A 26,898-nucleotide genomic window follows, 5' to 3' on the forward strand; every position below is an offset into this window, starting at 1 on the left:
CGTCGCGGCCGGCCCGTTCCTCGAAGGCCTGGATCGCGGCTTCGCTCTGGAGCGTGAGCGCGATCTCGTCCTGGCCGTGCATCAGGCAGTCGCGCCGGAACGGGTCAAGCGCGAAGGGGAACGCATCGCCGAGCGGCGTGCTCACGATCATGCTTTCCAGGTCAACGCGGATCGGATGGGCTCGCGCCACCTTCAGCAGGCGATCCACCTGTGCTTGGGCGAGGGCGACCGCGACGATGCCGTTCTTGAAGGCGTTGCCGGCGAAAATGTCCGAGAAGCTCGGCGCGATCACCGCCGCGATGCCGAGATCGGCCAGCGCCCAGGCGGCATGCTCGCGGCTCGATCCGCAGCCGAAATTGTCGCCGGCGATCAGGATCGGCGCGCCGGCATAAGCGGGCGCGTCGAACACGTTGCCGGGCTCGCGACGGATCGTCTCGAACGCATGGCGGCCGAGGCCGGCGCGGGTGATCGTCTTGAGATGTTCGGCGCCGATGATGACGTCGGTGTCGATATTGGCGCGGCCGAGCGGGTAGGCGCGGCCGTGGACGCAGCGGACCGCCTTCATGCCATCAACTCCCTGACGTCGGCGAGGCGGCCGGTCACCGCCGCCGCTGCCGCCATGGCCGGCGAGAGCAGGTGGGTGCGTGCGCCCGGCCCCTGCCGGCCGACGAAATTACGGTTGGACGTCGAGGCGCAGCGGCCCTGCGGCGGCACCTTGTCCGGGTTCATTGCCAGGCACATCGAGCAGCCCGGCTCGCGCCATTCGAAGCCGGCTTCGGCGAAGATGCGGTCGAGCCCCTCCGCCTCGGCCTGGCGCTTGACCAGCCCCGAGCCCGGCACGACCAGGGCCTGCCGGATCCCGCTGCTGACCTTCCGCCCCTGCACGACGGCGGCCGCCTGGCGCAGATCCTCGATGCGGCTGTTGGTGCAGCTGCCGATGAAGACATGCTCGATCGCCACGTCCTGCAGCCGCGTGCCGGCGGCGAGGCCCATATAATCGAGCGCGCTGCGGGCGGCGGCGCGCTTGCCCGCATCGGCGAAGCTGTCGGGATCGGGCACCGAGCCGGTGATCGGCAGAACGTCCTCGGGGCTGGTGCCCCAGGTGACGCTCGGCGCGATGTCCTGCGCTTCCATGCGCACGCTTCGGTCGAAGCTCGCCCCCTCGTCGGTGGCAAGGTCCTTCGAGCGCGCAACGAGCTTTTCCCAATCCTCGCCGGCCGGCGCCATCGGCCGGCCCTTGAGATAAGCGAGCGTCGCCGCGTCGGGCGCGAACAGGCCCGAGCGCGCACCCGCCTCGATCGACATGTTGGCGACGGTGAGGCGGCTCTCGACGCTCATGGCGCGGAAGGTGTCGCCGCGATATTCGATGATATGGCCGGTGCCGCCGGCGACGCCGATCCGGCCGATGATCGCCAGGATCACGTCCTTGGCCGACACCCCGAAGCCGAGGCTGCCCTCGACCCGCACTTCGAGCGTCCGCGACGGCTTCAGCAGCAAGGTCTGGGTCGCCAGCACATGCTCCACCTCGCTGGTGCCGATGCCGAAGGCGAGCGCGCCCAAAGCGCCATGGGCGGCGGTATGGCTGTCGCCGCAGACGACGGTGGTACCGGGAAGCGTGAAGCCCTGTTCGGGGCCGACGACGTGGACGATCCCCTGCGCCGCGTCGGTCGCCTCGATATAGGGAATGCCGAATTCGGCGACGTTGCGTTCGAGCGCCGCCAATTGTCCGGCGCTGGCCGCGTCTGCGATCGGCAGCCGCGCGCCATCCGCACCGACACGCGCGGTGGTGGGCAGATTATGGTCGGCGACGGCGAGCGTCAGGTCCGGCCGCCGCACTGCCCGTCCCGCCACGCGCAACCCCTCGAAGGCCTGCGGCGAGGTCACTTCGTGGACCAGATGGCGGTCGATATAGATCAGGCACGTTCCGTCTTCGCGCCGCTCGACGACATGGGCGTCCCAAATCTTCTCGTACAAAGTCCGCGGTCGCTCGCTCATGCGCAGCAGCCCCGGTTCATCTGGATGAGCTGCAGCAATGCGACATGCTTCATCAGCCGCTGCTGCAAGATCTCGCGCACGCGCTCCCCGAACGCCGCGCATCCGAGCGCGCCGTCGAGGTCGACCGTGCGGCAGCCCTCCAGAAGGGCCTGTTCGAGCGCGTTGCTCAGCATCTGCGCCTGGGCGGGAAGGCCGAGGCCCTGGTCGAGCAGCATGACGGCGCTGGCGATCGCGCCCGCCGGGTTGGCGATGTCGCGGCCGGCGATGTCGGGCGCGGAGCCGTGGATCGGCTCGAACATCGAGGGGCCGTCGGCGCCGGTGCTGGCCGAGGCCATCAGGCCGATCGACCCGCCGATCACCGACAATTCGTCGGACAGGATGTCGCCGAATAGATTCTCGGTCAGGATGACGTCGAAGCGCGTCGGCGACGTGACCAGCGCCATCGCCGCGGCGTCGACATAGAGATGGTCGAGGCGGACGTCGGGATAGAAAGCCGAGACAGCCTCGACCGTGCTGCGCCACAGCTTGGAGGTCGCCAGCACATTGGCCTTGTCGACCGAGGTCACCTTGCCGCTGCGCTCGCGCGCGGCGCGGAAGGCGACATGGGCGATGCGCTCCACTTCCTCGCGCGAATAGCTGCAGAGGTCCGACGCTGCGTCCGCGCTGTGGGTCCGCTCGCCGAAATAGAGGCCGCCGGTGAGCTCGCGCACGACCAGCACGTCGGCGCCCGCGGCAACGTCGGCCTTGAGCGGCGAGAAGGCCTCGAGGCCCGCGATCACCCGCGCCGGACGCAGATTGGCGAACAGGCCGAGCGTCATGCGCAGCTTGAGCAGGCCGGCTTCGGGCCGCTCCGCGCTCGTGTCCCAGCGCGGCCCGCCGACCGCGCCGAGCAGGATCGCGTCGGCGCCCTGGCAGGCCGCCAGCGTTGCGTCGGGCAGTGGCACGCCGTGCGCGTCGATCGCGGCGCCGCCGAAATCATGCTCCTCGAAGGTGAAATCGAGGCCGCAATGATCGGACAGCATGGCGAGGCATTTCACCGCTTCCGAAGAGACTTCCGGGCCGATCCCGTCGCCGGGCAACACTACGATCTTGGTCATGGATTCGTCCTCGATTTTCAGGCAGCGCGGGCGGCGGCTTCGCGCGTCCCGCGCAGGCGGCGGACCGCCTCGGCGTTGCTGGCGGCGTCGATATAGGCGGAGACGCAGCAGGGCAGGATGTCGCGGGCGCGGGCGCGGCCGGCGAAGATTTCCCCTTCCACGTCGATCGCAATCTCTACGAGCACGTTGGCGCCCTGTCCGTCCTCGGCGGGCTCGTCCGGGTCGGCCGCGATATATTGCATCTCGAGCGTATCGACCCGTCCCGGCACGCCCATGATCTGGCCGACGGCGGTGAAGGCGGCATCGAGCCCCCCTGACGCCGAAGCGATGTCGGTGACTCGGCCGCGCTCGCCATGCTGCAGCTCGACCCGCGCCACCGGCCAGGCATTGGCCGAGACGGGCGCGCGAATGTCGACCTTGCCCAGCGACCACAGCCGTTCGGCACGGCCGCTTTCCTGGCCCGACAGGAGCGCGACGAGGCGCGCCGTATCGACGATGCCGATCTCGTCGGCGACCTCCTTGAACGCGGCGAAGGCGCGATCGAGCTTCTCGCCTTCGAGGACGTAGCCGAGCGCCAGCGCACGCGCGACAAGCGCGTGCCGGCCCGAATGCTTGCCGAGGACGATGCCGTCGGTGGCAAGCCCGATATCTTCGGGTTTCATGATCTCGTACGTTTCCCGGTTCTGGAGAATGCCGTGCTGGTGGATGCCGGCCTCGTGGGCGAAGGCGTTGGCGCCGACGATCGCCTTGTTGCGCGGCGGCGGCGAGTTGGTGACCTGCGCCAGCGTGCGGCTCGCGGCCATGATGCGGGTCGTGTCGATCCCGGTCGCCACGCCGAACGCGTCGGCGCGGGTCTTCAATGCCATCACCACGTCCTCGAGCGCGCAATTGCCGGCGCGCTCGCCGATGCCGTTGACGGCGCACTCAACCTGCCGCGCACCGCCGCGCACAGCCGCCAGCGAATTGGCGACGGCCATGCCGAGATCGTCATGGCAATGGGCCGAAAAGATCGTGCCCTGCGGGCGGTCGACCTGCGCCGTCAGGAAGCGGAACAGGTCGTAGATCTCGTCCGGCGTCGTATAGCCTACCGTGTCGGGTACGTTGAGCGTCGTCGCGCCTTCGGCGGCGGCGACCGACAGGCATTCGACGAGGAAATCGCGCTCGGTGCGGATCGCGTCCTCGGCCGAGAATTCGACGTCATCGAACAGGCTGCGCGCCTCGGCGACCGAAATGCGGATCGACTCCACCACCTGCTCCCGGCTCATGTGGAGCTTGGCATCGCGGTGGATCGGGCTGGTGCCGAGGAAGACGTGGATGCGGCGGCGCGGGGCCTCCCGGAGCGCGGCGGCCGCGGCTGCGATATCGCCGCGCGTCGCCCGCGCCAGCGAGCAGATGACCGGGCCCTCGATCCGCGCGGCGATGGCGGCAATGGCGCGCGCGTCACCGGGCGAGGCGGCGGCGAAGCCGGCCTCGATCACGTCGACCTTCAGCGCGGCGAGCGCCCGTGCCATGCGGAGCTTGCCGTCCTCGGTCATCGAGAAGCCGGGCGCCTGCTCACCGTCGCGCAGGGTGGTGTCGAAAATGCGGACTTGGTCGATACTCATCACAAGGAACCCATCGAAGCAGGAAACAAAAAGACTTTGCGGACTTCGGCGAGCCGCCGGAGCTGGAGGTCGAGCACGTCGAGTCGGCGCGCGGGATCGCGCGCCTCGACATCGAGCGTGACGCAGCCGGATGCACCCTCCTGGCGCATTTCGAGGCCGCACACGCGGAAGCCGCGGCGCTCGACCAGGCCGAGCATGCGGATCATGGCCCCCTCCACGATCGAGAAATCGACGATGACGCGGCCGTTCATTCGGGTTTCTCCATCATTTGCACGTTCGAGCTGTTGGGCGGGACGAGCGGCCAGACATTGGCGCGCGGATCGATGCGGACGTGGCACAGGATCGGGCCGACGGTGCCGAGCAGCCGCTCGATCGCGCCCTCGACTTCGGACCGGTGGTCGATCGTGAAGGCCTCGATGCCGAAGGCGCGTGCGACCTCGGCGAAATCGGGATTGTCGCTGAGGTCGATCTCCGAGAAGTTCTCGTCGAAGAACAATTCCTGCCACTGGCGAACCATGCCGAGCTGGCTGTTGTCGATCAGCACGATCTTGAGCGGCAGTCGATAGCGCCGCACCGTCGCGAGCTCCTGGATGTTCATCATGATCGATCCGTCGCCGGAAACGGTGATGACGGTCGCGTCGGGCTCGGCCAGCAGCGCGCCGACCCCGGCCGGGACGCCGTAGCCCATCGTGCCCAGACCGGCGCTGGTGAGGTGCGCCTGCGGCCGGACGAAGCGGCAGTGCTGCGCCACCCACATCTGGTGCTGGCCGACGTCGCAGGTGAAGATGGCCTTGTCGCCCGCGGCCTCGGACAGGCGCTTGAGCAAAGCGGGCGCATAGATGCCGCTGCCCGGCGCGTCGTAGGACATCGCCCACAGCTCCTTCTGCGCCGCGCATTGCTCCCGCCACGGCGCGGCATTATCCGGCGCGGCCGTCAGCAGGCCGAGTATCTCGTTGAGGTCGCCGGCGATCGCAACTTCGGCGCGCCGCAGCTTGCCGATCTCGGCCGGGTCGCCGTCGATATGGATCACCTTCGCGCGCGGCGCGAACGTGTCGAGCTTGCCGGTCGCGCGGTCGTCGAAGCGTGCGCCGACGCAGATCAGCAGGTCGCAACTGTCGATCGCCACGTTCGCCGCGCGCATGCCGTGCATGCCGAGCATGCCGAGGAAGTTCGGAGCGTCGGTCGGGATCGCGCCCAGCCCCTTCAGCGTGGCGACCGACGGCATTGCGGTCCGCTCCGCGAAATCGCGCAGTGCCTGCTCCGCCCGGGCGATGGCAATGCCGCCGCCGAAATAGAGGATCGGCGCACGCGCCGCCGCGATCAGGGCGTTGGCGCGCGCGATCGCGTCGGCGTCGATCGCCACATTTTCGCTCGTCGGCTGTTCAAACGGCTCGGGCACCGCCGTCATCGTCGCCACGTCCTTGGGCAGGTCGATCAGCACCGGGCCGGGCCGGCCCGACCGCGCGATCGCGAAGGCTTCGGCGAAGATGCGCGGAATGTCGGCCGTCCGGCGAACGATATAGCTGTGCTTCACGATCGGCAGCGTGATGCCGAAGATGTCGACTTCTTGGAACGCGTCGGTGCCGATCAGCGGCGAGCCGACTTGGCCGGTGATCGCGACCATCGGCACGCTGTCGAGGAAGGCGTTGGCGATCCCGGTGACGAGATTGGTCGCCCCCGGCCCGGAGGTGGCGATGCACACTCCGGGCTCGCCGGTGACGCGACCATAAGCGTCGGCGGCCAAAGCCGCCGCCTGCTCATGGCGGACCAGGATATGTTGAAGCTTCGATCCCGGCAGAGCGTCGTAGAGCGGCATGATCGCGCCGCCCGGATAGCCGAAGACATGGCGGACGCCCTCGCGCTCGAGCGCTTCGACGACCAGCCGTGCCCCGGTGGCGGGGGCTTGCCCCGGCTCCGGGGCGGCTTTCTGGGCGGCGCTGGCCATGTCAGGCCGCCTCGGTTTGGGGTTGGTCGTGCAGCCACGCCATGTGCCGGCGCAGGCGCTCGCCGACCTTCTCGATCGGCCGGTCGATATCGGCGGCGAACATCGCGTCGTAATTCTGCTTGCCGTTTTCGTTCTCGCGGATCCAGTCGTTGGCGAACTTGCCGGTCTGGATGTCGCGCAGCACCTCGCGCATGCGGTCCTTGGTCTCGGCGTTGATGACGCGCGGACCGGAGACGAAGTCGCCATATTTGGCTGTTTCGGACACGAAGTGGAGCATCTTGGCGAGCCCGCCCTCGTAGAGCAGGTCGACGATCAGCTTGAGCTCGTGGAGACATTCGAAATAGGCGACCTCGGGCTTGTAGCCCGCCTCGACCAGCGTCTCGAAGCCTGCCGTGATCAGTTCGCTGACGCCGCCGCAGAGCACGGCCTGCTCGCCGAACAGGTCGGTTTCGGTCTCTTCGGGGAAGGTCGTCTCGATCGCGCCGGCGGCGGTGCCGCCGATCCCCGAGGCGTAGGCCAGTGCCTTGTCGCGCGCGCCGCCGCTGGCGTCCTGCTGGACCGCGAACAGGCACGGCACGCCGCGGCCGATCTCATATTCGCGGCGGACGAGATCGCCCGGGCCCTTGGGCGCGACCAGGACGACGTCGATGTCCTTGCGCGGGATGATCTCGCCATAATGGACCGAGAAGCCGTGTGCGACGAGCAAAGCGTCGCCGGGCTTCAGGTTGGGGGCGATGTCGTGCGCATAGACCGAGCGGTGGCTCATGTCGGGCGTCAGCAAGGCGATCAGCGAAGCTTCACGCGCCGCCTCGGCCGGGGTGGCCGTGCGGAAGCCGTCGCCCTTGGCCTTGCGCTCCGCCGCGCCGCCGGGGCGGGCGCCGACGATCACGTCGAAGCCGCTGTCCCTGAGGTTGCGGGCATGCGAGCGGCCCTGGCTGCCATAGCCGACGATCGCGATCGTCTCCCGCTTCAGCTGGGCCGTGTTGACGTCCTGGTCGGTGTAGATTTTTTCCATTGGGATTCTCCTTCGTCGCGCAAAAGAAAACCCCCGCTCCAGGGGGAGCGGGGGTTCTGAGTTCCAGTCCTTATCGGACCATCATCCAGAGCCGGTCGCTCCCCGATGTGAGGTGATAAGTACGAGGCCAATAATAAGGGTCGCGGCGACGCCGAGCGCCCCCGTGTTCGTTTCGTCGATCAGCTTGATGTGCAGCTGCACGAAGTCTTCCCAACCCAAGGGATCCCGTGGTTGGGATCCTGTCGAACCAGACATATGCTGCATTGCAACGGGCACGCAAGCGGAAAAGCGACTTGTTCCCCCGAATTAGGCGATTATGCTGATATGAAGCCAGACCGGTCGGTCGGCTAATGTATCCCAAAACAGGAATTAAGATGCCCGCTCCCCATCTGCCGTCGCGCGATCTCGTCGAGGGGCCGGCGCGCGCCCCCGCCCGCGCCATGCTCCGCGCCGCGGGCTATGACGACGCGGCCATGGCCAAGCCGATGATCGCGATCGTCAACAGCTGGTCGACGGTGACGCCGTGTAACATGCATCTGCGCGATCTCGCCGATCATGTCCGCCGCGGCATCGAGGAAGCGGGCGGCACCGCCGTCGATTTCAACACGATCGTCGTCACCGACGGCATTTCGATGGGCACGCCCGGCATGCGCGCCTCGCTGATGAGCCGCGAGGTGATCGCCGATTCGGCCGAGCTCGCGGTGCGCGGCCATTCGCTCGACGGCGTGCTCTTCCTGGTCGGTTGCGACAAGACCATCCCCGCCGCCGCAATGGCCGCGGCGCGGCTCGATCTGCCCAGCGTCATCCTCTACGGCGGGTCCATCCTGCCCGGCCGGCTCGGCGACAAAGCGATCACCATCCAGGACGTGTTCGAGGCGGTCGGCGCCCACAGCGCCGGCACGATCGACGATGGCGAGCTGGCGCGCGTCGAGAAGGCCGCCTGCCCCGGCGCCGGCGCCTGCGGCGGCCAGTTTACCGCCAACACGATGGCGCTGGCGCTGACCTTTCTCGGCCTGTCCCCGATCGGTCTCAACGACGTGCCGGCGGTTGATCCCGGCAAACCCGAGGCGGCACGCGCCGCCGGAGCCGCCGTGGTCGAGGCGGTGCGCGAGGGCCGCAACGCGCGCAGCCTGATCACGCCGCAGAGTCTGCGCAACGCCGCCGTCGCCGGCACCGCCACCGCCGGCTCGACCAACCTCGTCCTCCACTTGCTCGCCATCGCCCGCGAGGCGGGCATTCCGGAGAGCGCGTTCAACATCGACCTGTTCGACGAGGTCTCGCGCGCCACGCCGGTGATCGCCGACCTGAAGCCCGGCGGCCGCTTCATGGCGCCGGACATGACCGCCGCCGGCGGCTCGGCCCTGCTCGGGCGGCGGCTGATGGAGGCCGGCCTGATCGCCGACACGCCGACCGTCACCGGCCGCAATCTCTTCTCCTATTTCGTCGACGCGGGCGAGGCCGCGGGCCAGCAAGTGATCGTCCCCGCCGACGCGCCGCTCAAGGCGCGCGGCGGCTTCGGCATCCTTTACGGCAACCTCGCGCCGGAAGGCTGCGTGGTGAAGCTCGCCGGCCATGACCGGCTCCGCTTCGAGGGCCCGGCCAAGGTCTTTGACGGCGAGGAAGCCTGCTTCGAGGCGCTCACCCATGGCGGCATCGTGGCTGGCGACATCGTCGTCATCCGCGGCGAAGGCCCGGCCGGCGGCCCGGGCATGCGCGAGATGCTGGCGATCACCGCGGCGATCCAGGGCCGCGGCCTCGGCAACGATGTCGCGCTCGTCACCGACGGCCGCTTCTCGGGCGCGACCTACGGCTTCATGGTCGGCCACGTCACGCCCGAGGCGGCGCGCGGCGGCCCGATCGCCCTGCTCCGCAGCGGCGACCGCGTCGTCATCGACGTCGAGGGACGCGTGATCGAGACCGACGCCGACCTCGCCGCGCGCGGCCCGGCGCCGGTGCTTCCCTTGAAGGCGGGCGTGACCGGGGCCTATGCCAAATATGCGCGGCTGGTCGGCTCGGCCTCGCACGGCGCGGTGACCAGCGGCGCCGACCTCTAGGGCTCAATCGGGGCGCAGCTGCCCGCGGCCGCGCACCTGATATTTGAAGCTGGTCAGCTGCTCGGGTCCGACCGGCCCGCGCGCGTGCAGCTTGCCGGTGGCGATGCCGATCTCGGCGCCGAAGCCGAACTCGCCGCCGTCGGCGAACTGGGTCGAGGCGTTCCAGATGACGATCGCCGAGTCGACGCGGGCGAGGAAATCCTCGGCCACTTTTTCGTCCTCGCAGACGATCGCCTCGGTGTGGCCAGTGCCGTAGCGCGCGATATGCGCGATCGCCGCGTCCGGCCCGTCGACCGTCCGCACCGACAGCACCGGCGCGAGATATTCGGTCGACCAGTCCGCTTCGTCGGCCGCTAGCATCGGCACGTAGCACCTGCTCTCCGCGTCGCCGCGCAACTCGCAGCCGTCCAGCGCGGCGGCGATCGCCGGCAGCAAATCGGCGGCGGCGGCGCGGTCGATCAGCAGCGTCTCGGTGGCGCCGCAGATCGACACGCGGCGCATCTTGGCATTGCGCACGATCGCCACCGCTTTGTCGGGATCGGCCGAACGATGGACATAGGTATGGCAGATTCCCTCGAGATGGCCGAGCGTCGCCACCCGCGCCTCGGCCGAGACCCGCTCCACCAAAGCCTTGCCGCCGCGCGGAATGATGAGGTCGATCGTGCCTCCCAGTCCCTCCAGCATCAGGCCGACGGCCTCCCGATCGGCGGTGTCGACCATCTGCACGCAGGCGCGCGGCAGCCCCACATCTTCGAGCCCGGATGCCAGCGCCTCGTGGATCGCGACGGCGCTGCGCAACGCTTCGGAGCCCGAGCGCAGGATCACCGCATTGCCCGAGCGCAGGCAGATTGCGGCGGCGTCGGCGGTGACGTTGGGCCGGCTTTCGTAGATCATGCCGATCACGCCGATCGGAGTGCGCACGCGGGCGATGTCGAGGCCGTTGGGGCGGGTCCAGCGGGCGATCTCCGCGCCGACCGGATCGGGCAGGGAAGCGACCTCCTCGAGCGACCGGGCGATGGCCTCGACCCGCGCTTCGTCCAGCCGCAGCCGGTCGACCATCCCGCTCGCTTGCGCGACATCGGCGGCATTGGCGGCGAGCACGTGCGCTTTGTTTTCGCGCAGGCGCCTGGCCATCGCCACGATCGCCGCGCTACGCGTGTCCGCCGCGCCGGTGCGCAGCTGCGCGGCCGCGTCGCGCGCTTCCCGGCCCATCGCCTCCATCCTTGCGCGCAGGCTCACAGCATCACCATGTCGTCGCGGTGGATGAGTTCGTCGGGCCCACTATAGCCGAGCCGCTCGGCTATGCGGTCGCTGCCGCAGCCGGTAATGGCGCCCGCCTCGGCCGAGGAATAAGCGGTGATGCCGCGCGCCACCTCCCGCCCCGCTCCGTCCACCACGCGCAGGCAGACGCCGCGCTCGAACCGGCCGGTCACCTCGGTCACCCCGGCCGGGAGCAGGCTCTTGCCGGCCGCCAGCGCTTTCGCGGCGCCATCGTCGATCGCCACCACCCCGGCCGGTGCGAGCGCGCCCGCAATCCATTGCTTGTAGGCGCTGGCCGGCGACATGCCGGCGGCGATGACGGTCGCTTTGGCGCCTTCGAGCAGGCGCCGGATGGGGTGCGGATCGCGGCCGCAGGCGATCAGTGTCGAGCAGCCGGCGGCGCGCGCGATCCGCGCGGCGGCGAGTTTGGTACGCATGCCGCCCGTGCCCGGTCCGGCCGCGACGGGGCCGGAGGCCCATCCCTCGATCTCGGGAGTCAATTCGTCAACGAACGGGATGTGGCGGGCGGCCGGATTGCTCGCCGGATCGGCCGTGTAAAGCCCGTCGACGTCGGAGAGAAGGATCAGCATGTCGCTGCGGATCATCTGCGCCGCCCGCGCCGACAGCCGGTCGTTGTCACCGTAGCGCAGCTCGTCGGTCGCGACGCTGTCATTCTCGTTGATCACCGGCAGCGCGCCTTGAGCGAGCAGCACCTCCATCGTCGCGCGCGCATTCAGCCAGCGCCGCCTTTGCTCGGTATCGTCGAGGGTCAGCAGCAATTGCGCGGTGGCAATCCCGTGCGGCGCCAGCGCCGTCTCCCAGGCCTGCATCAGCAGGGACTGGCCGGCGGCGGCGGCCGCCTGCTTGTTGGCAAGCCGCGGCGAGCGGCCGAGGCCGATCTTGCGTCGCCCGAGCGCGACAGCGCCCGACGACACCACGATCACCTGCCGCCCCTCGGCCCGAAGCGCAGCGATATCCTCGCCCAAGCTGGCCAGCCAGTCGCGGCGCACGCCGCTGCCTTCGCCGTCGACGAGCAGCGACGATCCGATCTTGATCGTGACCCGCCGCGCAGCGCCGATCAGGCTCGCCGCCGACTGCGCATATTGTCCATGCTTCTGTGCCATCGGCCGACGCTAGGACAGCCTGCTGCGCTGCACAATCGCGGATCGGAGCCTACCCTATGCCCAGATCGGTTATATTTGCCTGTGGTCGGGTCGGCCGTCGTAACGTAGGTTCGTGGACTGGCCGGGAGCGCCGGCCGCCTCCAGCTGGGGCCTGCCATGGCGGACAAGATCGGGGACGGGGACGACACGGCCGGATCGCGCGGCGCCGCCCAGCAGGCCGCGATGGAGTCCGCTCCCGGCGGCGCGCCGACGCTGCACCACGCCGTACTCGATCAGGATTTCCTCCACGGCGATGTGCTGTTCCGCGGCTCGCAATGCCGGCGCTACCGCCGCATGGACGGCGACCCGCTCTATCGACCCTTACGCATCTACAGCTCGGATCCGATGCGCTCGCGCTACGAGGGCGCGGAGATGGTCGTCTCGGTCCCCTATGAGGCGCTCGAAAAGCGCCCCGACGTACCCGACAAGGCGCTGCCGGCGGGTTCGATGGTCGAAGTGGTCGAAGATGTCGATCCGCTGGAGGGAACGCCGCTCTTCCCGCTCGTCGACCTCGATGACCGCGCCCTGCTGCTGACCCAGGGTCTGCCGCCCTCGGCGAGCGACCCGCGCTTCCACCAGCAGATGGTCTATGCGGTGGCGATGGACGTGGTCGCCCAGTTCGAGGTCGCGCTCGGGCGCGAGCCCTGCTGGGGCTTCAATCCTTCCGCAGAGGGGCGCCGGCTGCGCCTGCGGCCGCACGGCGGCGAGGAACAGAATGCTTATTATTCGAAGGCCAAGGGCGAGATCGCGTTCGGCCAATTCGCAGCGACCCACGATGCCGACGGCCAGGTGTTGCCCGGCGGCACGATCTACACCTGCCTCTCGCAGGACATCATCGCCCACGAAATGGCGCATGCCCTGCTCGACGGGATGCGCGCCCGCTTTGACGAGGACACCAATCCCGACGTGCTCGCCTTCCACGAGGCCTTCGCAGACCTCGTCGCCGTGCTCCACCATTTCTCCCATGCCGAGAGCGTCCGCCGCGAGATCGCCCGGGGCGCGGGCACGCTCACCGGCGGCAAGGGCATCTTCACGATCGCCCGCCAGTTCGGCGCGGCGACCGGCCGGCCCGGCCCGCTCCGGGTGCTGCTGACGGAGGGCGGCGGCACGCGCTTCTACGGCACCACCGAGGAACCGCACGAGCTAGGCGCGGTGCTGGTCGAGGCGGTGCTCGACGCGTTCAATACCATCTTCGAACGGCGCGTGGCCCAACTCCGCACGATCTACGGCCTCTCGGTCCTCGAAGGCCGGCCTCTGCACCCGGCTTTCATCGACATGCTGGCCAAGGATGCGGCGCGGATCGGCGGCCAGTTCCTGTTCCTGTGCATCCGCGCGATCGATTATTGCCCGCCGATCGATATCACCTTCGGCGAATATCTGCGTGCTCTGGTCACGGCCGACCGCGATCTCGTCGAGAACGACCCCTGGGGCTATCGCGAGAGCCTGATCGCCGCGTTCGGACGCAAGCGCATCTTCCCGCCCAACGTCACCGACCTCAGCGAGGATGCCCTCCTGTGGCGCACGCCCCGCATCGAGATGCCCAAGATCGTGGACCTGTCGCTGCGCAAGCTGCAGCTGGGCGACGATCCCGCCTTGGCGCCGGAGACGTCTGAGGTCCGGCGGCAGGCGCAGGCACTGGCCGATCTGATTTGCGTCCACGAATTCGCCCGAGAGTTCGGAATCGCGCCGGTCGGAACCGGGGCGGACGAGGCCCGCAATCCGCCGATCATCGAATCGATCCGCACGATCCGCCGCGTCGGCCCCGACCGCCAAGTCCGGTTCGGGCTCGTCGCCGAGATCCTCCAGAATTACGACGAGCGGCGCCATCCCGGACGCTGGGGCGGCAGCACCGTCATCCTCGGCGGCTCGGGCGAGGTCCGCTACGTGATCGGCCGCAGCCCGCCCAAGCCGGGCGAGAAAAGATGGAAACGCGCGGGGTCCGCCGCGCGCAACCTCACCGCCGACCGGAAGGAACCGTGGAAGGCGCTCCACTCACTCGATGCGGCCTCGTCGGCTACGCCGAATAAGGGCTAGGCGACGGCGAACGGCTTCTGGTTCACGAATGCGGCATCGACGGTGCCGACCTTCGAGACTTGCGGCGACTGGCTCATCGGCATCTGCGCGGCGATCTGCTGATGGAACTTGCCGTAGCCGCCCTTGAAGGCGCCGTTCTTCCAGACCTTCTTGAGCTTCTCGGTGAACAGCCCGTTCTTCGTTCCGTCGAGCGAGACCTGCGTGTCCTTGCAGCCGGACAGCAGGATCACGCCCGCCGGGATCGGCGCCGCGCTCGCCCCCGCCGAAGCGATCTGCAGCGGCAGATAGGTGGAGGCATGCTTCTCGAACACCGAGCGCGTGAGGTCGATGTCGGCGAGGCGGGAGACGAACTCGCCAATATCCTCGGTCGTCCCCTCCTGCTCGCGCAGCTTGTTGACGGAGCCGCTGTGGCAGCTGTCGGAGATGATGCTGATCCGCACGCCCGGCTTGAACAGGCCGTACATCCGGTAAAGCTCGTCATCGATCACCATGCGATCGTAGAGCAGCCAGGTCTCGTCCAACTTGTCTTCCTCGTCGCCGGTATCATCGTCGACCTGGCCGCCATGGCCGGCATAAGTGAGCAGCAAGATGTCGCCCGCGACCAGCTTCTTCGAATAATCGAGCAAGGCGCCGAGCAAGGCCTGCGAGGTCGCCTGCTTGGTGAGCAGCACCTGCGATTCCTGATAGCCGAGCGACTTGGCGATCGCGTGCATGTCGTTGGCGTCGAACTCGCACGCCCGGAGCTGCCCGCTCCAGGCGTCATAATGGGCGGGATCGACCGAATTCAGGCCTAGGTGCAACGAATAGCCTTTTGCCATGCCAACCTCCCTGCCCCATCTCGCAATTGCGGCCACGCGTAGGCTCGGGCGCGGCACGACCGGGCGCACGAATGGCAAGACGGCAGGCTATCACCTCCCGACGAGAGGAGCACGATTATTTCGGCGGATTTATATCCACTTTGACCGGTCTTTCCGCATTACTTCACGGCCGCGTTGCGCTTGCCAACGGCAAGTGCGAGCATGGACCGCCCGACTGACACGGAACTTCGGGCTCAGCCTCGGGAGGGTCGCACATGAAAGCGCCGTTCGTCCCCGCCGCCGCCCTTGCGGCCAGCGCCTCGTTGGTTCTCCTCGTCGCCTGCACCGGCAACGGCCCGGACACGCCCCCGCAATCGGCCAGCTACCAGAATTGGGACAGCCAGGAGCAGGCGTGGTGGTATGAATCGACGCAAGGGTCGCGGCTGATGCCCTATGCCTGGTTCCAGGCGCTCGAGCAGCCCGGCAGCGACCAGCCTTTCCTTGCCGACGACCATATGAAGGGCTTCCGCTTCGTGCCGCGGACGACCTCGTTCAACGTGCGCCTCCCGGTCGGCTTCGCGATCGACCGCACCCGCGACGAAATCCTGCACGAGACCAGCCCGACCCGGCTGCGCTGGTTCGCCGACCAGCCCAGCAACGAGCCGTGGATCGGCCTCAATTGCTCGGCCTGCCACACCGCCGTCCTCAACCATCAGGGCCGCTCGCTGGTGGTCGACGGCGGGCCCAGCCTGGTCGATTTCCAGAGCTTCACCGAGGCCGTCGACGCGGCCCTGGTCGCGACCCGCGACGACCCGGCCAAATGGGAGCGCTTCGCCGGGCGCGTGCTGACCGGCAAGGACACGCCCGCCAATCGCGACATGCTGCGCGCCGCCTTGGGCCGCCTGATCGCGTGGGAGGAAGCGGCCGAGCGCCTCAACGAGACGCCGCTGCGCTACGGCTTCGCCCGCGTCGACGCGTTCGGGCACATCTACAACAAGGTCGCTCTGTTCACCGGCGCCGAGAATCCCGAGATCAATCCCGCCGACGCACCGGTCAGCTATCCCTTCCTGTGGGACATCTACCGCCACGACCGGCTGCAGTGGAACGGCATCGCCGGCAGCGCCCGCATCAAGCTCGGCGATTCCTATCTCGATTACGGCGCGATGGGCCGCAACACCGGCGAGGTGCTCGGCGTGTTCGGCGACATCGTCGTCAAGGACCAGCTCAACCTGTCCGGCTATCCCTCGACCGTACGCACCGACAATCTCAATCGGCTCGAGATGCTGCTGGCGAAGCTGCGCCGCCCGGCCTGGCCGACCGACCTGCTCGGCGCGACCGACCCGGCCAAGGTCCAGGCGGGCCAGCAACTCTACGAGGCCAAATGCCAGGGCTGCCACGCAATCCAGCCCGGCACCGAGCCTTATAAGGTGAAGATGGTTCCGCTGACGGGGGCGGAGGAGAACCGGACCGATCCGTGGATGGCGTGCAACGCCTTCAGCTACCAGACCGCCAGCGGTCGGCTCGAGAACCAGCGCAGCAACATCGTCGCCGGCGCGCGCATTTCCGATCCGGCGCCGCTCTCCACCCTGCTGGCGACCACGGTCAAAGGCGCGCTGGCCGCCCAGAAGGGCCGCATCCTGGCCGAGGCCGCCAACACCTGGCTCGGCGTCGATCGCCCCCCGCGGGTCGTCACCCGCGCTCGGCAAACCGCGGCGGAGCGGCGCGCCGAACGGCTGCAGCATTGCCTCGACCAAGGCGGGGAATTGATGGCCTACAAGTCGCGCCCGCTTGACGGCATCTGGGCCACCGCCCCCTATCTGCACAATGGCTCGGTGCCGACGCTCTACGATCTGCTGCTGCCCGCCGCCCAGCGCCCGGCCCGGTTCCGCGTCGGCACCCGCGACTATGATCCGGTGCGGGTCGGCTATGTCACGGGCGACGCGACCGGCAACAGCTTCGTCTTCGACACCAGCCTCACCGGCAACTCCAATGCCGGTCACGATTACCGTGTCGGCGAACTCACCGACGCGCAGCGCTGGGCCTTGGTCGAATATCTGAAGACGCTTTAGGCACTTGGCAGGTGCATTGCGGACGCCGAGTCGCTAGCCAGAAGGCGTGAGGATCGCGACCTTCAACGTCAACGGCATCAACGGCCGGCTCGAGCGCCTGCTCGAATGGCTGGAGGAAACGCAGCCCGACGTCGCCTGCCTGCAGGAGCTAAAAGCCCCGCAGGACAATTTCCCCGAAGCCGCGATCGCCAAGGCCGGATACGGCGCGATCTGGCACGGCCAGAGCCGCTGGAACGGTGTCGCCATCCTGGCGCGCGGCTGCGATCCGGTCGAGACGCGGCGCGGCCTGCCCGGCGACCCGGAGGATCTGCACTCGCGCTATATCGAGGCGGCGGTGAACGGCGTCCTCATCGGCTGCCTCTATCTGCCGAACGGCAACCCCCGGCCCGGCCCCAAGTTCGACTATAAGCTCAAATGGTTCGAGCGATTGAACGCTCACGCCGCCGAACTGGTCGCGACCGGCCTGCCCGTCATCCTCGCCGGCGACTACAATGTCGTGCCCACCGATTTCGACATCTACAACACGCGCAGCTGGAAGGACGACGCTTTGCTCCAGCCCGAGCCGCGCGCCGCTTATGTTGAGCTGCTCGCGCAGGGCTGGACCGACGCGATCCGCGCGCTCCACCCCGACGAACCGATCTACACATTCTGGGATTATTTCCGGAACGCCTGGAGCCGCAACGCCGGCCTCCGCATCGACCATCTCCTGCTCAGCCCGGTCGCGGCCGGGCGGCTCCGCGCTGCCGGGGTCGACCGCGAGGTGCGCGGCCGCGAGAAAGCGAGTGACCACGCCCCCGCCTGGGTCGAGCTTGCCGACGCATGAGGAAAAGCTCGTTCGCGCCGTTCACGGACGCGCGCACCCGCCTCCTCGTCCTCGGCAGCCTGCCCGGCGAGATGTCGCTGGCGGCGCAGCGTTACTACGCCAATCCGCGCAACCAGTTCTGGCGGCTGATCGGCGCCGTGATCGACGTGGACCTCGTCCCGCTCTCCTATGAGGAACGCTTGGCCACCCTGCTCCGCCACCGGGTCGGCCTGTGGGATGTGGTCGGCTCGGCGCTGCGTCCCGGCAGCCTCGACGGCGCGATCCGCGAGCACGAGGCGAACCCGCTTGCCGAACTCGCCGCCGGCCTGCCGGACCTGCGCGCCGTCGCCTTCAACGGCGGCACCTCGGCGCGGCTCGGCATGAAGGAGCTGGGCGCCGACACGCCCTTCGCGCTCGTGCCACTGCCGTCGAGCAGTCCCGCCTTCACTCTGGCGTTCGAAATCAAGCTGGAGCGCTGGCTGACGCTGCGCGCGTTCCTGGCCTAAGGCTGACTCAGGAACAGGCCGATCGCGAGGCCGATCCCGAGCAAGACGATGCCGACTTTGAGCACGGTTTCGTTGACGCGGCGCAGTAGCCATACGCCCCACAGCCCGCCGGCAACCGCGCCTGATCCGAGCACCGCGACCTGGAGCAAAGGCACCCGCGTCGCATAGAGGAAGATCAGCACCGCCGAGGCATTGATGAGGCCGGCCAGCACGTTCTTAGCAGCACCGGCGCCGCGCACCTTCATGCCCGCCATCGTCATCACCGCCATCATCAGGAAGCCGATGCCGCCGCTATAATAGCCGCCATAGACCGCCACCGCGCCCTGCATCGCCGCCGCCGTCTGCGGCCCGAGATGCGCCGCCGCCGGCTTGCGCCCGAAATTGCCCCACGCGAACACCGCCGTCGCGAACAGGACCAACCACGGCACCAGCCGCGCGAACGACGCCGCCGAGGTAGCGAGCAGCAGAAAGGCGCCGAACGCCCCGCCGACCAGGCTGATCCAGGCCAAAGTGCGGAAGCGCAGCCCGGGCATGTCCTCGATCATCGAGCGTCCGGCGATCCCGCTCACCACCTGGCCGGGAAACATCGCGATGGTCGAGGCGATATTGGCGAGCCGCGCGTCGAGCCCCGCCAGCATCAGGGCCGGCAACGTCACGAACGAACCGCCGCCGGCGAGCGCATTCTGGGCGCCGGCCCAGATCCCGGCGGCGAACAGCAGCAACAAGGTCAGCAACGAATATCCTCCCGCACGGACGTCCGCGCGGGACCTCGATAGAAAGGCTTCTGCGGCCCGCCAAGCTCCTCTATGCCGGGCACGAGGGAGGACGCCTGCTCATGGATATATTGGTCAGCACCGACGGCCCGGTCATGGAGATCCGGCTCAACCGTCCGGACAAGAAGAATGCGATCACCGTGGCGATGTACGCCGCGCTCGCCGATGCGCTCGCCCGGGCGGCCGAGGATCCGGCCGTGCGCGTCGTCACCATCTCGGGCAATGGCGGCCTGTTTACCTCCGGCAACGACATCAAGGACTTCATGGCCGAGCGCCCGTCGGGCACCGACATGCCGGTCTTCCGCTTCCTGCGCACGATCGCCGCCTTCCCCAAGGTCGTCGTCGCCGGGGTCGAAGGCTCGGCGATCGGCATCGGCACCACGATGCTGCTCCATTGCGACCTCGTGGTCGCCACCACCAGCGCCAGCTTCGTGATGCCGTTCGTCGATCTCGCTCTGGTCCCCGAGGCAGCAAGCTCGCTGATCCTGCCGCGCCAGATCGGCCGCCAGCGCGCCGCCAAGCACCTCATCCTCGCCGAGCCGTTCGATGCCGAGACCGCCTTCGAATATGGCATCGTCACGCATCTCGTCGGAAACGACGAGCTGGAGGCGCAGCTGCGCGCGCTCGCTCTGCGCGTCGCCGCCAAGCCGCCCGAGGCGGTGCAGCTTACCAAGCAATTGCTCAACGCCCCGCCCTGCTCGATCGAAGAGAGGATTGCAGCCGAAGGCGCCCTGTTCGGCGATCGGCTGCGCTCGGCCGAGGCGATCGAGGCCTTCACCGCCTTCTTCGAAAAACGCCCCCCGCGCTTCGGCCCTCGGCCCGAATAGGGGGCGCCGCGTCATTAAACTGTCACCCCCGGCTGCTGAATGGTGCGCTGGGGGAAGAGCGGATGACGAAAGGTGCGCGCGAGCTCGAGCTCAAGCTGGAAACCGATGCCGACGCGGCGGAAGCGCTCGGATCGCACCCGCTGCTCAAAGACGTCCCGTCCCGCGCCCGGCGTGCAGTCTCCATCTATTACGACACCGGGAATGCTGCGCTGCGCGCGGCGGGGCTGACATTGCGGGTGCGGCAGGCGGACGGCCGCCACGTCCAGACGCTCAAGGGCAGCCGGAAGGGAGCGGCCGGACTCCACGACCGCACGGAATGGGAATGGCCCGTCGACGGGCCCGAGCCCGACGTCGGCCTTGCCGCCGACACGCCGCTCGCCGGCCTGCTCGCAGGTCCGGCCGATGCGCTGCGCGCCGCCTTCCGCACGATCATGATCCGCCGCTCTTGGGAAGTGGATCACCACGGCGGGCGGATCGAGGTCATTCACGACCGCGCCCGCGTCATTGCCGACGGGCGGCGCCAGTCGTTCGCCGAGGTCGAGCTGGAACTGCTCGGCGGCCAGCAGGACGCGCTGTTCGCAATGGCCCGCGCGCTCCACGCCAGCGTGCCCCTGCGTCTCGGCGTGCTCACCAAGAGCGACCGCGGCCGCCTCATGCTCGGCGGGCGGGTCGACGCCGTCGTCCGCGGGCAACGGGCCGGCGACCTGGCTTGCGCTCCGGGCGACCCGTCATGGCCCGCCGTCGCGCTCGCCTGCCTGCGCCACTTCCGCTGTAACGAGCCCTTGCTCGCCCAGCGCTCGCCCCCTGCCCTGCGCGAATGCCGGATCGCCTTGCGCCGCCTCGGCCTGGCGCTGCGCAGCGCGGCCGGACCGGACGCCGCGCGCTTCCAGCGCGCGATAGGCGACGCCGAACGGTTGCTCGCAAGCGGCCACTGGGAGCGCGTCGGCCATCTCCTCGACCAGCGCGCCTTCCAGGCGACGATGATCGACATCCTGCACTGGATCGTCTGCGAGCAAAGTTCCGAGCCTGTCGCAGCCTAATCGGACCCGCGTCATCGAACGGTCACCATCCTGTCACGCGGGGCTGCTGAAACGGACCCAGATAAGAACTACAGGGAAGAGAGCTGCGGGTGTCCAAAACGCGATTGCTCCTGGTCGAGGACGACCCCGCCATCGTCGAGCTGCTCGCCTACCGGTTTGAGAGCGAGGACTTCCACGTCCAGCATACCGGCAATGGGGAGGAAGCGCTCAGCCTGGCGGCTGCGACGACGCCCGACGTAATCCTGCTCGACTGGATGCTCGAGGAGCTTTCCGGGATCGAGGTGTGCCGCCGGCTGCGGGCCGTGCAGGAGACCCGCAACGTGCCGATCATCATGCTCACCGCGCGCGGCGAGGAATCCGATCGAGTGCGCGGCCTCGAGACCGGCGCCGACGATTATGTGACCAAGCCGTTCAGCCCGCGCGAGTTGGTCGCGCGCGTGCGCGCCGTGATGCGCCGGGCGCGCCCCGCCTTGGTCGGCGAGATGCTCCATTTCGCCGACGTCGAGATGGACGTGACCAGCCACAAGGTGAAAAGGCGCGGCACGACGGTAAGCCTCGGCCCGACCGAATTCCGGCTGCTGCGCTATTTCATGGAAAATCCGCGCCGCGTCTTCTCCCGCCAGCGGCTGCTGAGCGCGGTCTGGGGCCACGATCCCGACATCGATTCGCGCACCGTCGACGTCCATATCCGGCGTCTGCGCCGCGCCCTTAACGCGGACGGCCGGCCGGATCTGCTGCGCACCGTCCGCTCGGCCGGCTACGCACTCGACCAGTTCGACTAGGCTCAGAGCGCGCCCGCGGCCTCCAGCACATAGCCGGTGGCGGTCAGCCGGAAGCCCGCGGCGAGCAACGCGTCGCGCATGCCGTCGTCGGCCGGTCGGATCGCCAGCGCGACCTCGTAGCGGCCGTCGTCGAACAGGCGCAGGTTGAGCGATTCCATCCCGCTCTGGCTGGCCAGCGGCAGCAGCAATGCGCCTTGGTCGCAGCGGGCATTGCCGCTGAGCGCGGAGGGCAAGGGCAGGCCGCCCGCCTCGCCCGCGACGTCGGCCTTCACCCGGCCCTCGGCGCTGCTGCACATGCCGTCGGTGAAGTGGGCGCTGACGTCCTCGAAGGCGAGCTTGCCGATCGGCAGGGGCGCCAGCGCGCCGCCGATCGCGAGCGGCCCGGTCATGTCGTCGATCAAGAACCGATTGCGCGACAGCGTGACCGACGCCTGGAACGGCTCCGTGTCGTCGTCGCGGACCAGATCGACGCGCGCGCGTCCGACGAACAAGGGCAAGGTCCGCAGGCTCGCGCGCAGGTCGCCCAATGCCACCGAGCCGAACTGCGCTTCGCTGAGCGCGCCTAGCCACAAACTCCCCTTCGCCTCGCGCGCGGCGAAACCGCGTTCGTCGAGCGCCAGCCAGTCGAGCGCCAACCGCAGCGGCAACAGCGCCACGATCGCGAACAGGAAAGCCGACACAAGAAAGAGCGTGCGGCCCAGCGGCAATCGGATACGCATTACAGGGCCCTCGCTCGGAACGTGGCCTCGATGGCGAGGGTCTGGTCGCTGTTCGCGGTCGCCTTCAGCCGCTCCACCAGCAGCCCTTCCTGATTCTCCATCCGGTCCACCCACTGGAAGAAGGCCTGCGGTCGCGCCGCCTCGATCGCGATCGTCGCCCGGGCCGAGCCCGCACTGTCCACGCGCGCAACCTTGAACCCGGTCTCGTTCGCGGTCCGCATCAGCAGCGCATCGACCGGACCCGATGCGCGGGGTGCCACCTCACCCTGCAATTGGGTCACCAGCTTGGCCTGCGCGCGCGCCTGGGCCAGCGCCACCACCGCCTCGCCGTGCCGCTCCCGGGCCGACGAGAGCGCATCCGACAAGGGCCGCACGATCAGCAGCCAGGAGAGAAGGATCGCGGCGAGCGCCGCCATCACGAGCAGCAGCCTCTGCTCGCGCAAGGTGCGGCTGCGCCACCAGGCTTTGAGGCTCGCATTCATCGCGCGCGCACCGTCATTTCCATCATCGGCCTCCCGCCGGCGCTCTGTGTCTGTCCGGCCTGGGTCGCGAAGCCGGCCGCCTCGATCCGCTGCTGCAGCAAGGCGACGTTCGCCGGCGTGTCGGCGAGCACTGCGACGCGCAGGCTGCCGTCCCGCTCGAAGGTGAATGCGCCGAGCTCGACTCCGGCGGTGGCGCGCACCGCGGCGAACAAGGCCGAGGTGATCGCAGTATAGCCCGCGCCGCTGCCGCGCAGGTCGGCGACACGTTCGGCGAGGCGCCGGGCCGGATCGCTGGCATTCGTACCGGGCGGAAGCACGCTTGCCGCGACCGCCTGCGTCTCGGCTTCGAGCGCATCGGCGGCATGGGTGTAGCGCAGGATGGAGGCGAGCTGGATCGCCAGCGTCACCGCCAGCAGGGCGATGGCGAGCGCCGCGATCCGCCGTACCCAAGGCCATTCGATCTTCCAGCGCCGCCTTTTGGCGAACGCGCCCTGGCGCAGGTCGACCGGCATCGCGGCAAGCGCGGCGGCGAGCCCCTCCTCGAACGCAGCCCGGTCCAGATCCGTCACCGGCGCGTCGCCGACGATCACGCCGGCCAATTCAGGTTCGATGCTAAACGCTTCGGTGGCGCCGCGGTAGAGCGGCGCGTCGCCGCGCGCGAAGCGGGCAAAGCCCTGCTCGGGCGGCACCAGCAGCAGCGGCTTGGGCACGATCGCGTCGGGGTCTAGCCCGTGCGCCTGGAGCTGCTCGATCCAGCGCGTCATGCGCAGCACCGGCGTGAGCGCGACCGCGCGAAGGCCGCCGCCTTCCGCCTCGCCGCCGACCGCGACATGGAGATCGGCCAGCCCTTCCGCGCTGACGTCCGCCGCGGCCATCCGCCCGGCGACGAGCGCCTGCGCGGGGGCGAGGCCGGCGGGCAGCTCGAGCCAGTGCACGGTCACTTCCTCGCCGGGCACCACCGTGACGATGCGCAGCGGGTCGCCGCTCCCCGGGTCCGCGAGCAGCGGCAGCCCGTCAAGCCCGTCGCCGCGCCGCGCGACGCGGTCGCCTTCGACCAGCAGCCAGCCTTCGGCCTCGCCCAGCGGACCTACGAAGACCAGGAGACTATCCACGCCGCTCAATCCACTTCCCCCCATGTGCGGGCGACGATGCGGGCGCCCCCCTGGCGCGCATCGACGAGCGCCGATTCCTGCAGTTCCGCTTCCCGCAACGCAATGCGCAGATCGATGCGGAACCAGCTAGTCTTCACTTGCGGCTGGCCGAGGATGTCGCCGGGAATCTGCACCTCGGCGAGCCCCGGCGTCCGGTAGAATTCGCCCAGGTCGCTCCATCCGGCCACCGGCCGCGAGGCGATCACCTGCCGCGCCGCATCGAGGCTGATCTGGTCGGGCGCAAGCATCGCGATCAGCGGCGCCTGCTCGGGCGTCAGCGTATTGACGTTGATCGGCGAAAGCTCGGCCGCCGGAAGCGCGCACAGAAACGGCCGCACCCGTTCGTAAATCTCCGCGGTCATGCCGCTCAGCGCGCGCAGTTCGCTGACGTCGGCGAACAAGGTGTTGCCGGTGCGGTAGGGCTGCTCGCGCTCGGCATAAGCCGAATCCTCGGCGCCCTGCTGGCTGGGAACGTCGTCGCCGTCGATCCAGTCGCCCGCCGCTTCGGCGACGCGCCGCGCCGACCCTTCCGGGATCTCGAGCGCCCGCATCAGGCCGACGAACTGGGCGATGCCGGACGGACGCGGCGCGAGCGCGGTCGGGATGTCGCCCTCGCCGAGGCTGTTGATATTGAAGCAATTGCCGCCGTCGCGCACAGTGGCGCGGGCGATCCCGCCGCCGGGCAAGGGAATTTGCCGCTCGGCGCCGTTCCAGCCGCCCATGAGCGTCGTCTTCTCCGGGCTGGCGGCGAGGATGTCGTCGACCCGCAAAGTAAGCAGCGATTCGATCCCGGTCGCGAAAGCACGCGCCTGTTCGAGCGCCGCGGAATTGGCGGCGAGCGCGGTCGACAGGCGTAATTTCTCGAAGGCGGCAGCCGCGAGCGCGCCCATCACCGCGACCAGCAACAGCACCGTCAGCAGGGCAGCGCCCTGCTCGCCGGGAGGCACCTGGCGCTTCACGAGGGCGCGCCCACGGCGAAAAGCTGGCGGACCGTGCCTTCGTTCTCGCTGTCGACGACCAGTTCGACCGCGCTGGGCAGATCGGTGATCCGGGTCGGGTCCCAGCGGTCGCGCCAGGCGCCTTCCGCGTCGCGATAGCGCAGGCCCATCCGCCGCACGCCGGTCAGCAAAGTCACGCTCTCCAGCGGCTGCGCGCCGTCGACATGGAAATAGCCGCGCCGCTCGAGCCGGTCGCCGAGCAGCCGATATTCGACCTTCTGCAGCGAGGGCCGCGGCGCGCCGTCGAAATTCTCCCAGCCACGCCGGACCAGCATCAGCGAATCAGCCGCCCCGTCGAAGGCGGGGCGGACCGCACCCGCCTCGTCGCGGCTGATCCGCGGCGTCGCCTGGGCCAGATCGGCGCCGATCAGCGCGTTCGCTCGCCGCAGCGCCGACAGCGCGTCGAGCCGGGTGTCGGCCGCGTCCTGCGCGCGCACGCTGAACGAGAGCAAGGCGACGCCGGCCGCCGACAGCAGCCCGAAGATGAACAGGGCGACGAGCAACTCGACCAATGTGAAACCGGCTTCCTGCGGGCGAGTCATTGTTCGGCCCGCCGGAACAGAGTGAGCGTCGCGCCGCCGGCCGCGCCTTCGACCGAGACGGTGATCATCTGGATGCGCGGTTCGGGCGACAGCGCGGTCACCCGCTTCCACGCCCAGCGGCGGCCGCCGTTCACCGTCTCGCCGCGTTCCTCGCCCAGGGCCGGCGCGCGCGGGTCGGTCATCGTCTCGACGGCGATGTTGCGCGCGACGATCTGGGCGATCGCCTGCTCGTCGAGCCGCGTTGTGTTGGCGAGCGTCGCGCCTTCGAGCCGCAGCAAGGCGAGCGCGGCGAGGCTGAAGATCGCGAGCGCGACCAGCATCTCGACGAGCGTGAAGCCCTGTTCGCTGGGGTCAGCCGCCGACACGGACATTCCCGTCGGCGCCGATCTCGACCGCCACCTGTTCGCCAGCGCGCTGCAGCACGATCCGCGCCGGCACGGCGATGCCGGTCGGGTCGAGCGTGATCCGCACGATCCCCTCGCCGCCGACGCCGGCCGTCACGCCTTCGCTCCACGCCTGGTCGACGAACGGCTTGCGGTCGAGCGGACGCCATGCGCCGGCCTCGCGCACGTCGAAGCCGTAGCCGGCGGCGCCGACCCGGACCGCCATCGCGCGGGCGTCGGTGATCGCTTTCTCCTGGGCCGCGGCGGTGCGGGCGGCGAAGCGCTCGGCCTCGGCCACCAGCGCGCCGCGCGGGTCGGGCATCGCCACGATCACCGCGGCCGACATCAGGCCGAGCAGCACCAGCACGACCAGCAGCTCGATGAGCGTGAAGCCCTGCTCGCCGCGATCGCACCGGGGCCGGATGTCAGCTCTTCCAGTTGCCGATGTCCGCATCGTCGCCTTCGCCGCCCTCGCGCCCGTCCGCGCCATAGCTGTAGATGTCGAAGGCGCGCCCCTCGCCCCCGGGAGCGGCATAATGATAGGGATTGCCCCAGGGATCGTCGGGCAGTCGCTTGACGAAGCCTTCGCTGACCAACGCCTGCAGCCCCTGCCCGCCCGCCGGATAATCGAGCTTGTTCAGCCGGTACATTTCGGCGGCCTGCTCGAGCAGAGCGATATCGGCCTCGGCCTTCTTGACCCGCGCGGTATCCTGCGCCGGCATGACGTTGATCACGACCACGGTCGCGAGCAGCCCCATGATGACGATCACGACCATCAGTTCGACCAGGGTGAAGCCCTGTTCGGCGCGCCGGCGGCGCAGCCTCCGCCAGGCCTTCAGACGCGTCACGACTTTCTGCAT

At 69.2% G+C, this 26,898-nt stretch carries 26 protein-coding genes and 1 pseudogene; 8 read left to right on the forward strand and 19 right to left on the reverse strand.

Annotation, left to right across the window (positions count from 1 at the left end; all coding sequences use genetic code 11):
- Positions 1–13: 13 nt before the first annotated feature.
- The 7 genes and pseudogenes from leuD to ilvC all read right to left on the reverse strand — a co-directional run.
- Positions 14–565, reverse strand: a pseudogene (gene leuD / locus SH591_RS03680) (3-isopropylmalate dehydratase small subunit); the annotation flags it as partial.
- Entirely contained in the window at positions 562–1,995 is a 1,434-nt protein-coding gene (leuC, locus tag SH591_RS03685) for a 3-isopropylmalate dehydratase large subunit (RefSeq protein WP_324750574.1), read from the reverse strand. The pseudogene leuD and the gene leuC, both read right to left, overlap by 4 nt.
- On the reverse strand, positions 1,992–3,092 hold the full coding sequence (gene leuB / locus SH591_RS03690; RefSeq protein WP_324750575.1) for a 3-isopropylmalate dehydrogenase: 1,101 nt from the start codon (positions 3,090–3,092) through the stop codon (positions 1,992–1,994). The genes leuC and leuB overlap by 4 nt, the downstream gene beginning before the upstream one ends.
- A 17-nt stretch (positions 3,093–3,109) precedes the next feature.
- Complete coding sequence (locus SH591_RS03695) at positions 3,110–4,696, reverse strand: 2-isopropylmalate synthase (protein ID WP_324750576.1); 1,587 nt, start codon at positions 4,694–4,696, stop codon at positions 3,110–3,112.
- Positions 4,696–4,947 carry an ACT domain-containing protein gene (locus tag SH591_RS03700; RefSeq protein ID WP_324750577.1) on the reverse strand — a complete coding sequence of 84 codons (252 nt, stop codon included), beginning with the start codon at positions 4,945–4,947 and terminating at the stop codon, positions 4,696–4,698. The genes SH591_RS03695 and SH591_RS03700 overlap by 1 nt, the downstream gene beginning before the upstream one ends.
- Positions 4,944–6,641 carry an acetolactate synthase 2 catalytic subunit gene (gene ilvG, locus SH591_RS03705; protein WP_324750578.1) on the reverse strand — a complete coding sequence of 566 codons (1,698 nt, stop codon included), beginning with the start codon at positions 6,639–6,641 and terminating at the stop codon, positions 4,944–4,946. Before ilvG ends, SH591_RS03700 begins: the two co-directional genes overlap by 4 nt.
- A gap of 1 nt (position 6,642) precedes the next feature.
- Complete coding sequence (gene ilvC / locus SH591_RS03710) at positions 6,643–7,656, reverse strand: ketol-acid reductoisomerase (RefSeq protein ID WP_324750579.1); 1,014 nt, start codon at positions 7,654–7,656, stop codon at positions 6,643–6,645.
- Positions 7,657–8,030: 374 nt separating this feature from the next.
- Between ilvC and ilvD the strand changes: the two genes are divergently transcribed.
- Positions 8,031–9,710, forward strand: coding sequence for a dihydroxy-acid dehydratase (ilvD, locus tag SH591_RS03715; RefSeq protein ID WP_324750580.1), 1,680 nt, complete (start codon positions 8,031–8,033; stop codon positions 9,708–9,710).
- Positions 9,711–9,713: 3 nt separating this feature from the next.
- On the opposite strand, the gene SH591_RS03720 is transcribed toward ilvD, so the two are convergent.
- On the reverse strand, positions 9,714–10,931 hold the full coding sequence (locus SH591_RS03720; protein ID WP_416385227.1) for a glutamate-5-semialdehyde dehydrogenase: 1,218 nt from the start codon (positions 10,929–10,931) through the stop codon (positions 9,714–9,716).
- Positions 10,932–10,945: 14 nt separating this feature from the next.
- Entirely contained in the window at positions 10,946–12,094 is a 1,149-nt protein-coding gene (proB, locus tag SH591_RS03725; protein ID WP_324750581.1) for a glutamate 5-kinase, read from the reverse strand.
- 156 nt (positions 12,095–12,250) lie between these two features.
- Between proB and SH591_RS03730 the strand changes: the two genes are divergently transcribed.
- Positions 12,251–14,167: a gluzincin family metallopeptidase gene (locus SH591_RS03730; RefSeq protein WP_324750582.1), complete on the forward strand. Its 1,917-nt coding sequence runs from the start codon at positions 12,251–12,253 to the stop codon at positions 14,165–14,167.
- Here SH591_RS03730 and SH591_RS03735 read toward each other — a convergent pair.
- A complete protein-coding gene (locus SH591_RS03735) occupies positions 14,164–14,985 on the reverse strand; it encodes a caspase family protein (RefSeq protein ID WP_324750583.1) in 822 nt (273 codons plus the stop codon). The two genes, SH591_RS03730 and SH591_RS03735, sit on opposite strands and share 4 nt — an antisense overlap.
- A 254-nt stretch (positions 14,986–15,239) precedes the next feature.
- Between SH591_RS03735 and SH591_RS03740 the strand changes: the two genes are divergently transcribed.
- Genes SH591_RS03740 through SH591_RS03750 form a run of 3 tightly spaced genes read left to right on the forward strand, consistent with a single transcriptional unit; the run spans position 15,240 to position 18,341 of the window.
- On the forward strand, positions 15,240–17,033 hold the full coding sequence (locus SH591_RS03740) for a di-heme-cytochrome C peroxidase (protein ID WP_324750584.1): 1,794 nt from the start codon (positions 15,240–15,242) through the stop codon (positions 17,031–17,033).
- Between the two features lie 46 nt (positions 17,034–17,079).
- On the forward strand, positions 17,080–17,856 hold the full coding sequence (gene xth / locus SH591_RS03745) for an exodeoxyribonuclease III (protein WP_324750585.1): 777 nt from the start codon (positions 17,080–17,082) through the stop codon (positions 17,854–17,856).
- Positions 17,853–18,341, forward strand: coding sequence for a DNA-deoxyinosine glycosylase (locus SH591_RS03750; RefSeq protein WP_324750586.1), 489 nt, complete (start codon positions 17,853–17,855; stop codon positions 18,339–18,341). The genes xth and SH591_RS03750 overlap by 4 nt, the downstream gene beginning before the upstream one ends.
- Here SH591_RS03750 and SH591_RS03755 read toward each other — a convergent pair.
- Positions 18,338–19,075: a sulfite exporter TauE/SafE family protein gene (locus tag SH591_RS03755; protein WP_324750587.1), complete on the reverse strand. Its 738-nt coding sequence runs from the start codon at positions 19,073–19,075 to the stop codon at positions 18,338–18,340. The genes SH591_RS03750 and SH591_RS03755 overlap by 4 nt on opposite strands.
- A 101-nt stretch (positions 19,076–19,176) precedes the next feature.
- Between SH591_RS03755 and SH591_RS03760 the strand changes: the two genes are divergently transcribed.
- The 3 genes from SH591_RS03760 to phoB all read left to right on the forward strand — a co-directional run bounded on the left by SH591_RS03760 (position 19,177) and on the right by phoB (position 21,763).
- A complete protein-coding gene (locus SH591_RS03760; protein WP_324750588.1) occupies positions 19,177–19,941 on the forward strand; it encodes an enoyl-CoA hydratase in 765 nt (254 codons plus the stop codon).
- 62 nt (positions 19,942–20,003) lie between these two features.
- Positions 20,004–20,981 (forward strand): CYTH domain-containing protein, encoded by a 978-nt coding sequence (locus SH591_RS03765; protein WP_324750589.1) that lies wholly within the window; start codon positions 20,004–20,006, stop codon positions 20,979–20,981.
- An 89-nt stretch (positions 20,982–21,070) separates the two neighbouring features.
- Positions 21,071–21,763: a phosphate regulon transcriptional regulator PhoB gene (phoB, locus tag SH591_RS03770; protein ID WP_322833046.1), complete on the forward strand. Its 693-nt coding sequence runs from the start codon at positions 21,071–21,073 to the stop codon at positions 21,761–21,763.
- 2 nt (positions 21,764–21,765) lie between these two features.
- Here phoB and gspN read toward each other — a convergent pair whose 3' ends face one another.
- The 8 genes from gspN to gspG are packed head-to-tail and all read right to left on the reverse strand — an operon-like array spanning position 21,766 to position 26,898.
- On the reverse strand, positions 21,766–22,482 hold the full coding sequence (gspN, locus tag SH591_RS03775) for a type II secretion system protein N (protein ID WP_324750590.1): 717 nt from the start codon (positions 22,480–22,482) through the stop codon (positions 21,766–21,768).
- Complete coding sequence (gspM, locus tag SH591_RS03780) at positions 22,482–22,964, reverse strand: type II secretion system protein GspM (protein ID WP_324750591.1); 483 nt, start codon at positions 22,962–22,964, stop codon at positions 22,482–22,484. The genes gspN and gspM overlap by 1 nt, the downstream gene beginning before the upstream one ends.
- The gene (gene gspL, locus SH591_RS03785) at positions 22,961–24,076 is read right to left on the reverse strand and encodes a type II secretion system protein GspL (protein WP_324750592.1); all 1,116 of its coding nucleotides are present in this window, start codon (positions 24,074–24,076) and stop codon (positions 22,961–22,963) included. Before gspL ends, gspM begins: the two co-directional genes overlap by 4 nt.
- Positions 24,077–24,081: 5 nt before the next feature.
- The gene (gene gspK / locus SH591_RS03790; protein ID WP_324750593.1) at positions 24,082–25,074 is read right to left on the reverse strand and encodes a type II secretion system minor pseudopilin GspK; all 993 of its coding nucleotides are present in this window, start codon (positions 25,072–25,074) and stop codon (positions 24,082–24,084) included.
- Complete coding sequence (gspJ, locus tag SH591_RS03795; RefSeq protein WP_324750594.1) at positions 25,071–25,655, reverse strand: type II secretion system minor pseudopilin GspJ; 585 nt, start codon at positions 25,653–25,655, stop codon at positions 25,071–25,073. Before gspJ ends, gspK begins: the two co-directional genes overlap by 4 nt.
- On the reverse strand, positions 25,652–26,020 hold the full coding sequence (gene gspI / locus SH591_RS03800) for a type II secretion system minor pseudopilin GspI (protein WP_322833040.1): 369 nt from the start codon (positions 26,018–26,020) through the stop codon (positions 25,652–25,654). The genes gspJ and gspI overlap by 4 nt, the downstream gene beginning before the upstream one ends.
- Positions 26,007–26,492: a GspH/FimT family pseudopilin gene (locus SH591_RS03805; RefSeq protein ID WP_324750595.1), complete on the reverse strand. Its 486-nt coding sequence runs from the start codon at positions 26,490–26,492 to the stop codon at positions 26,007–26,009. Before SH591_RS03805 ends, gspI begins: the two co-directional genes overlap by 14 nt.
- Positions 26,464–26,898 (reverse strand): type II secretion system major pseudopilin GspG, encoded by a 435-nt coding sequence (gene gspG, locus SH591_RS03810; protein ID WP_324750596.1) that lies wholly within the window; start codon positions 26,896–26,898, stop codon positions 26,464–26,466. The genes SH591_RS03805 and gspG overlap by 29 nt, the downstream gene beginning before the upstream one ends.

The sequence above is a fragment of the Sphingomonas sp. LY54 genome, from assembly GCF_035594035.1.
Taxonomy (GTDB): domain Bacteria; phylum Pseudomonadota; class Alphaproteobacteria; order Sphingomonadales; family Sphingomonadaceae; genus Allosphingosinicella.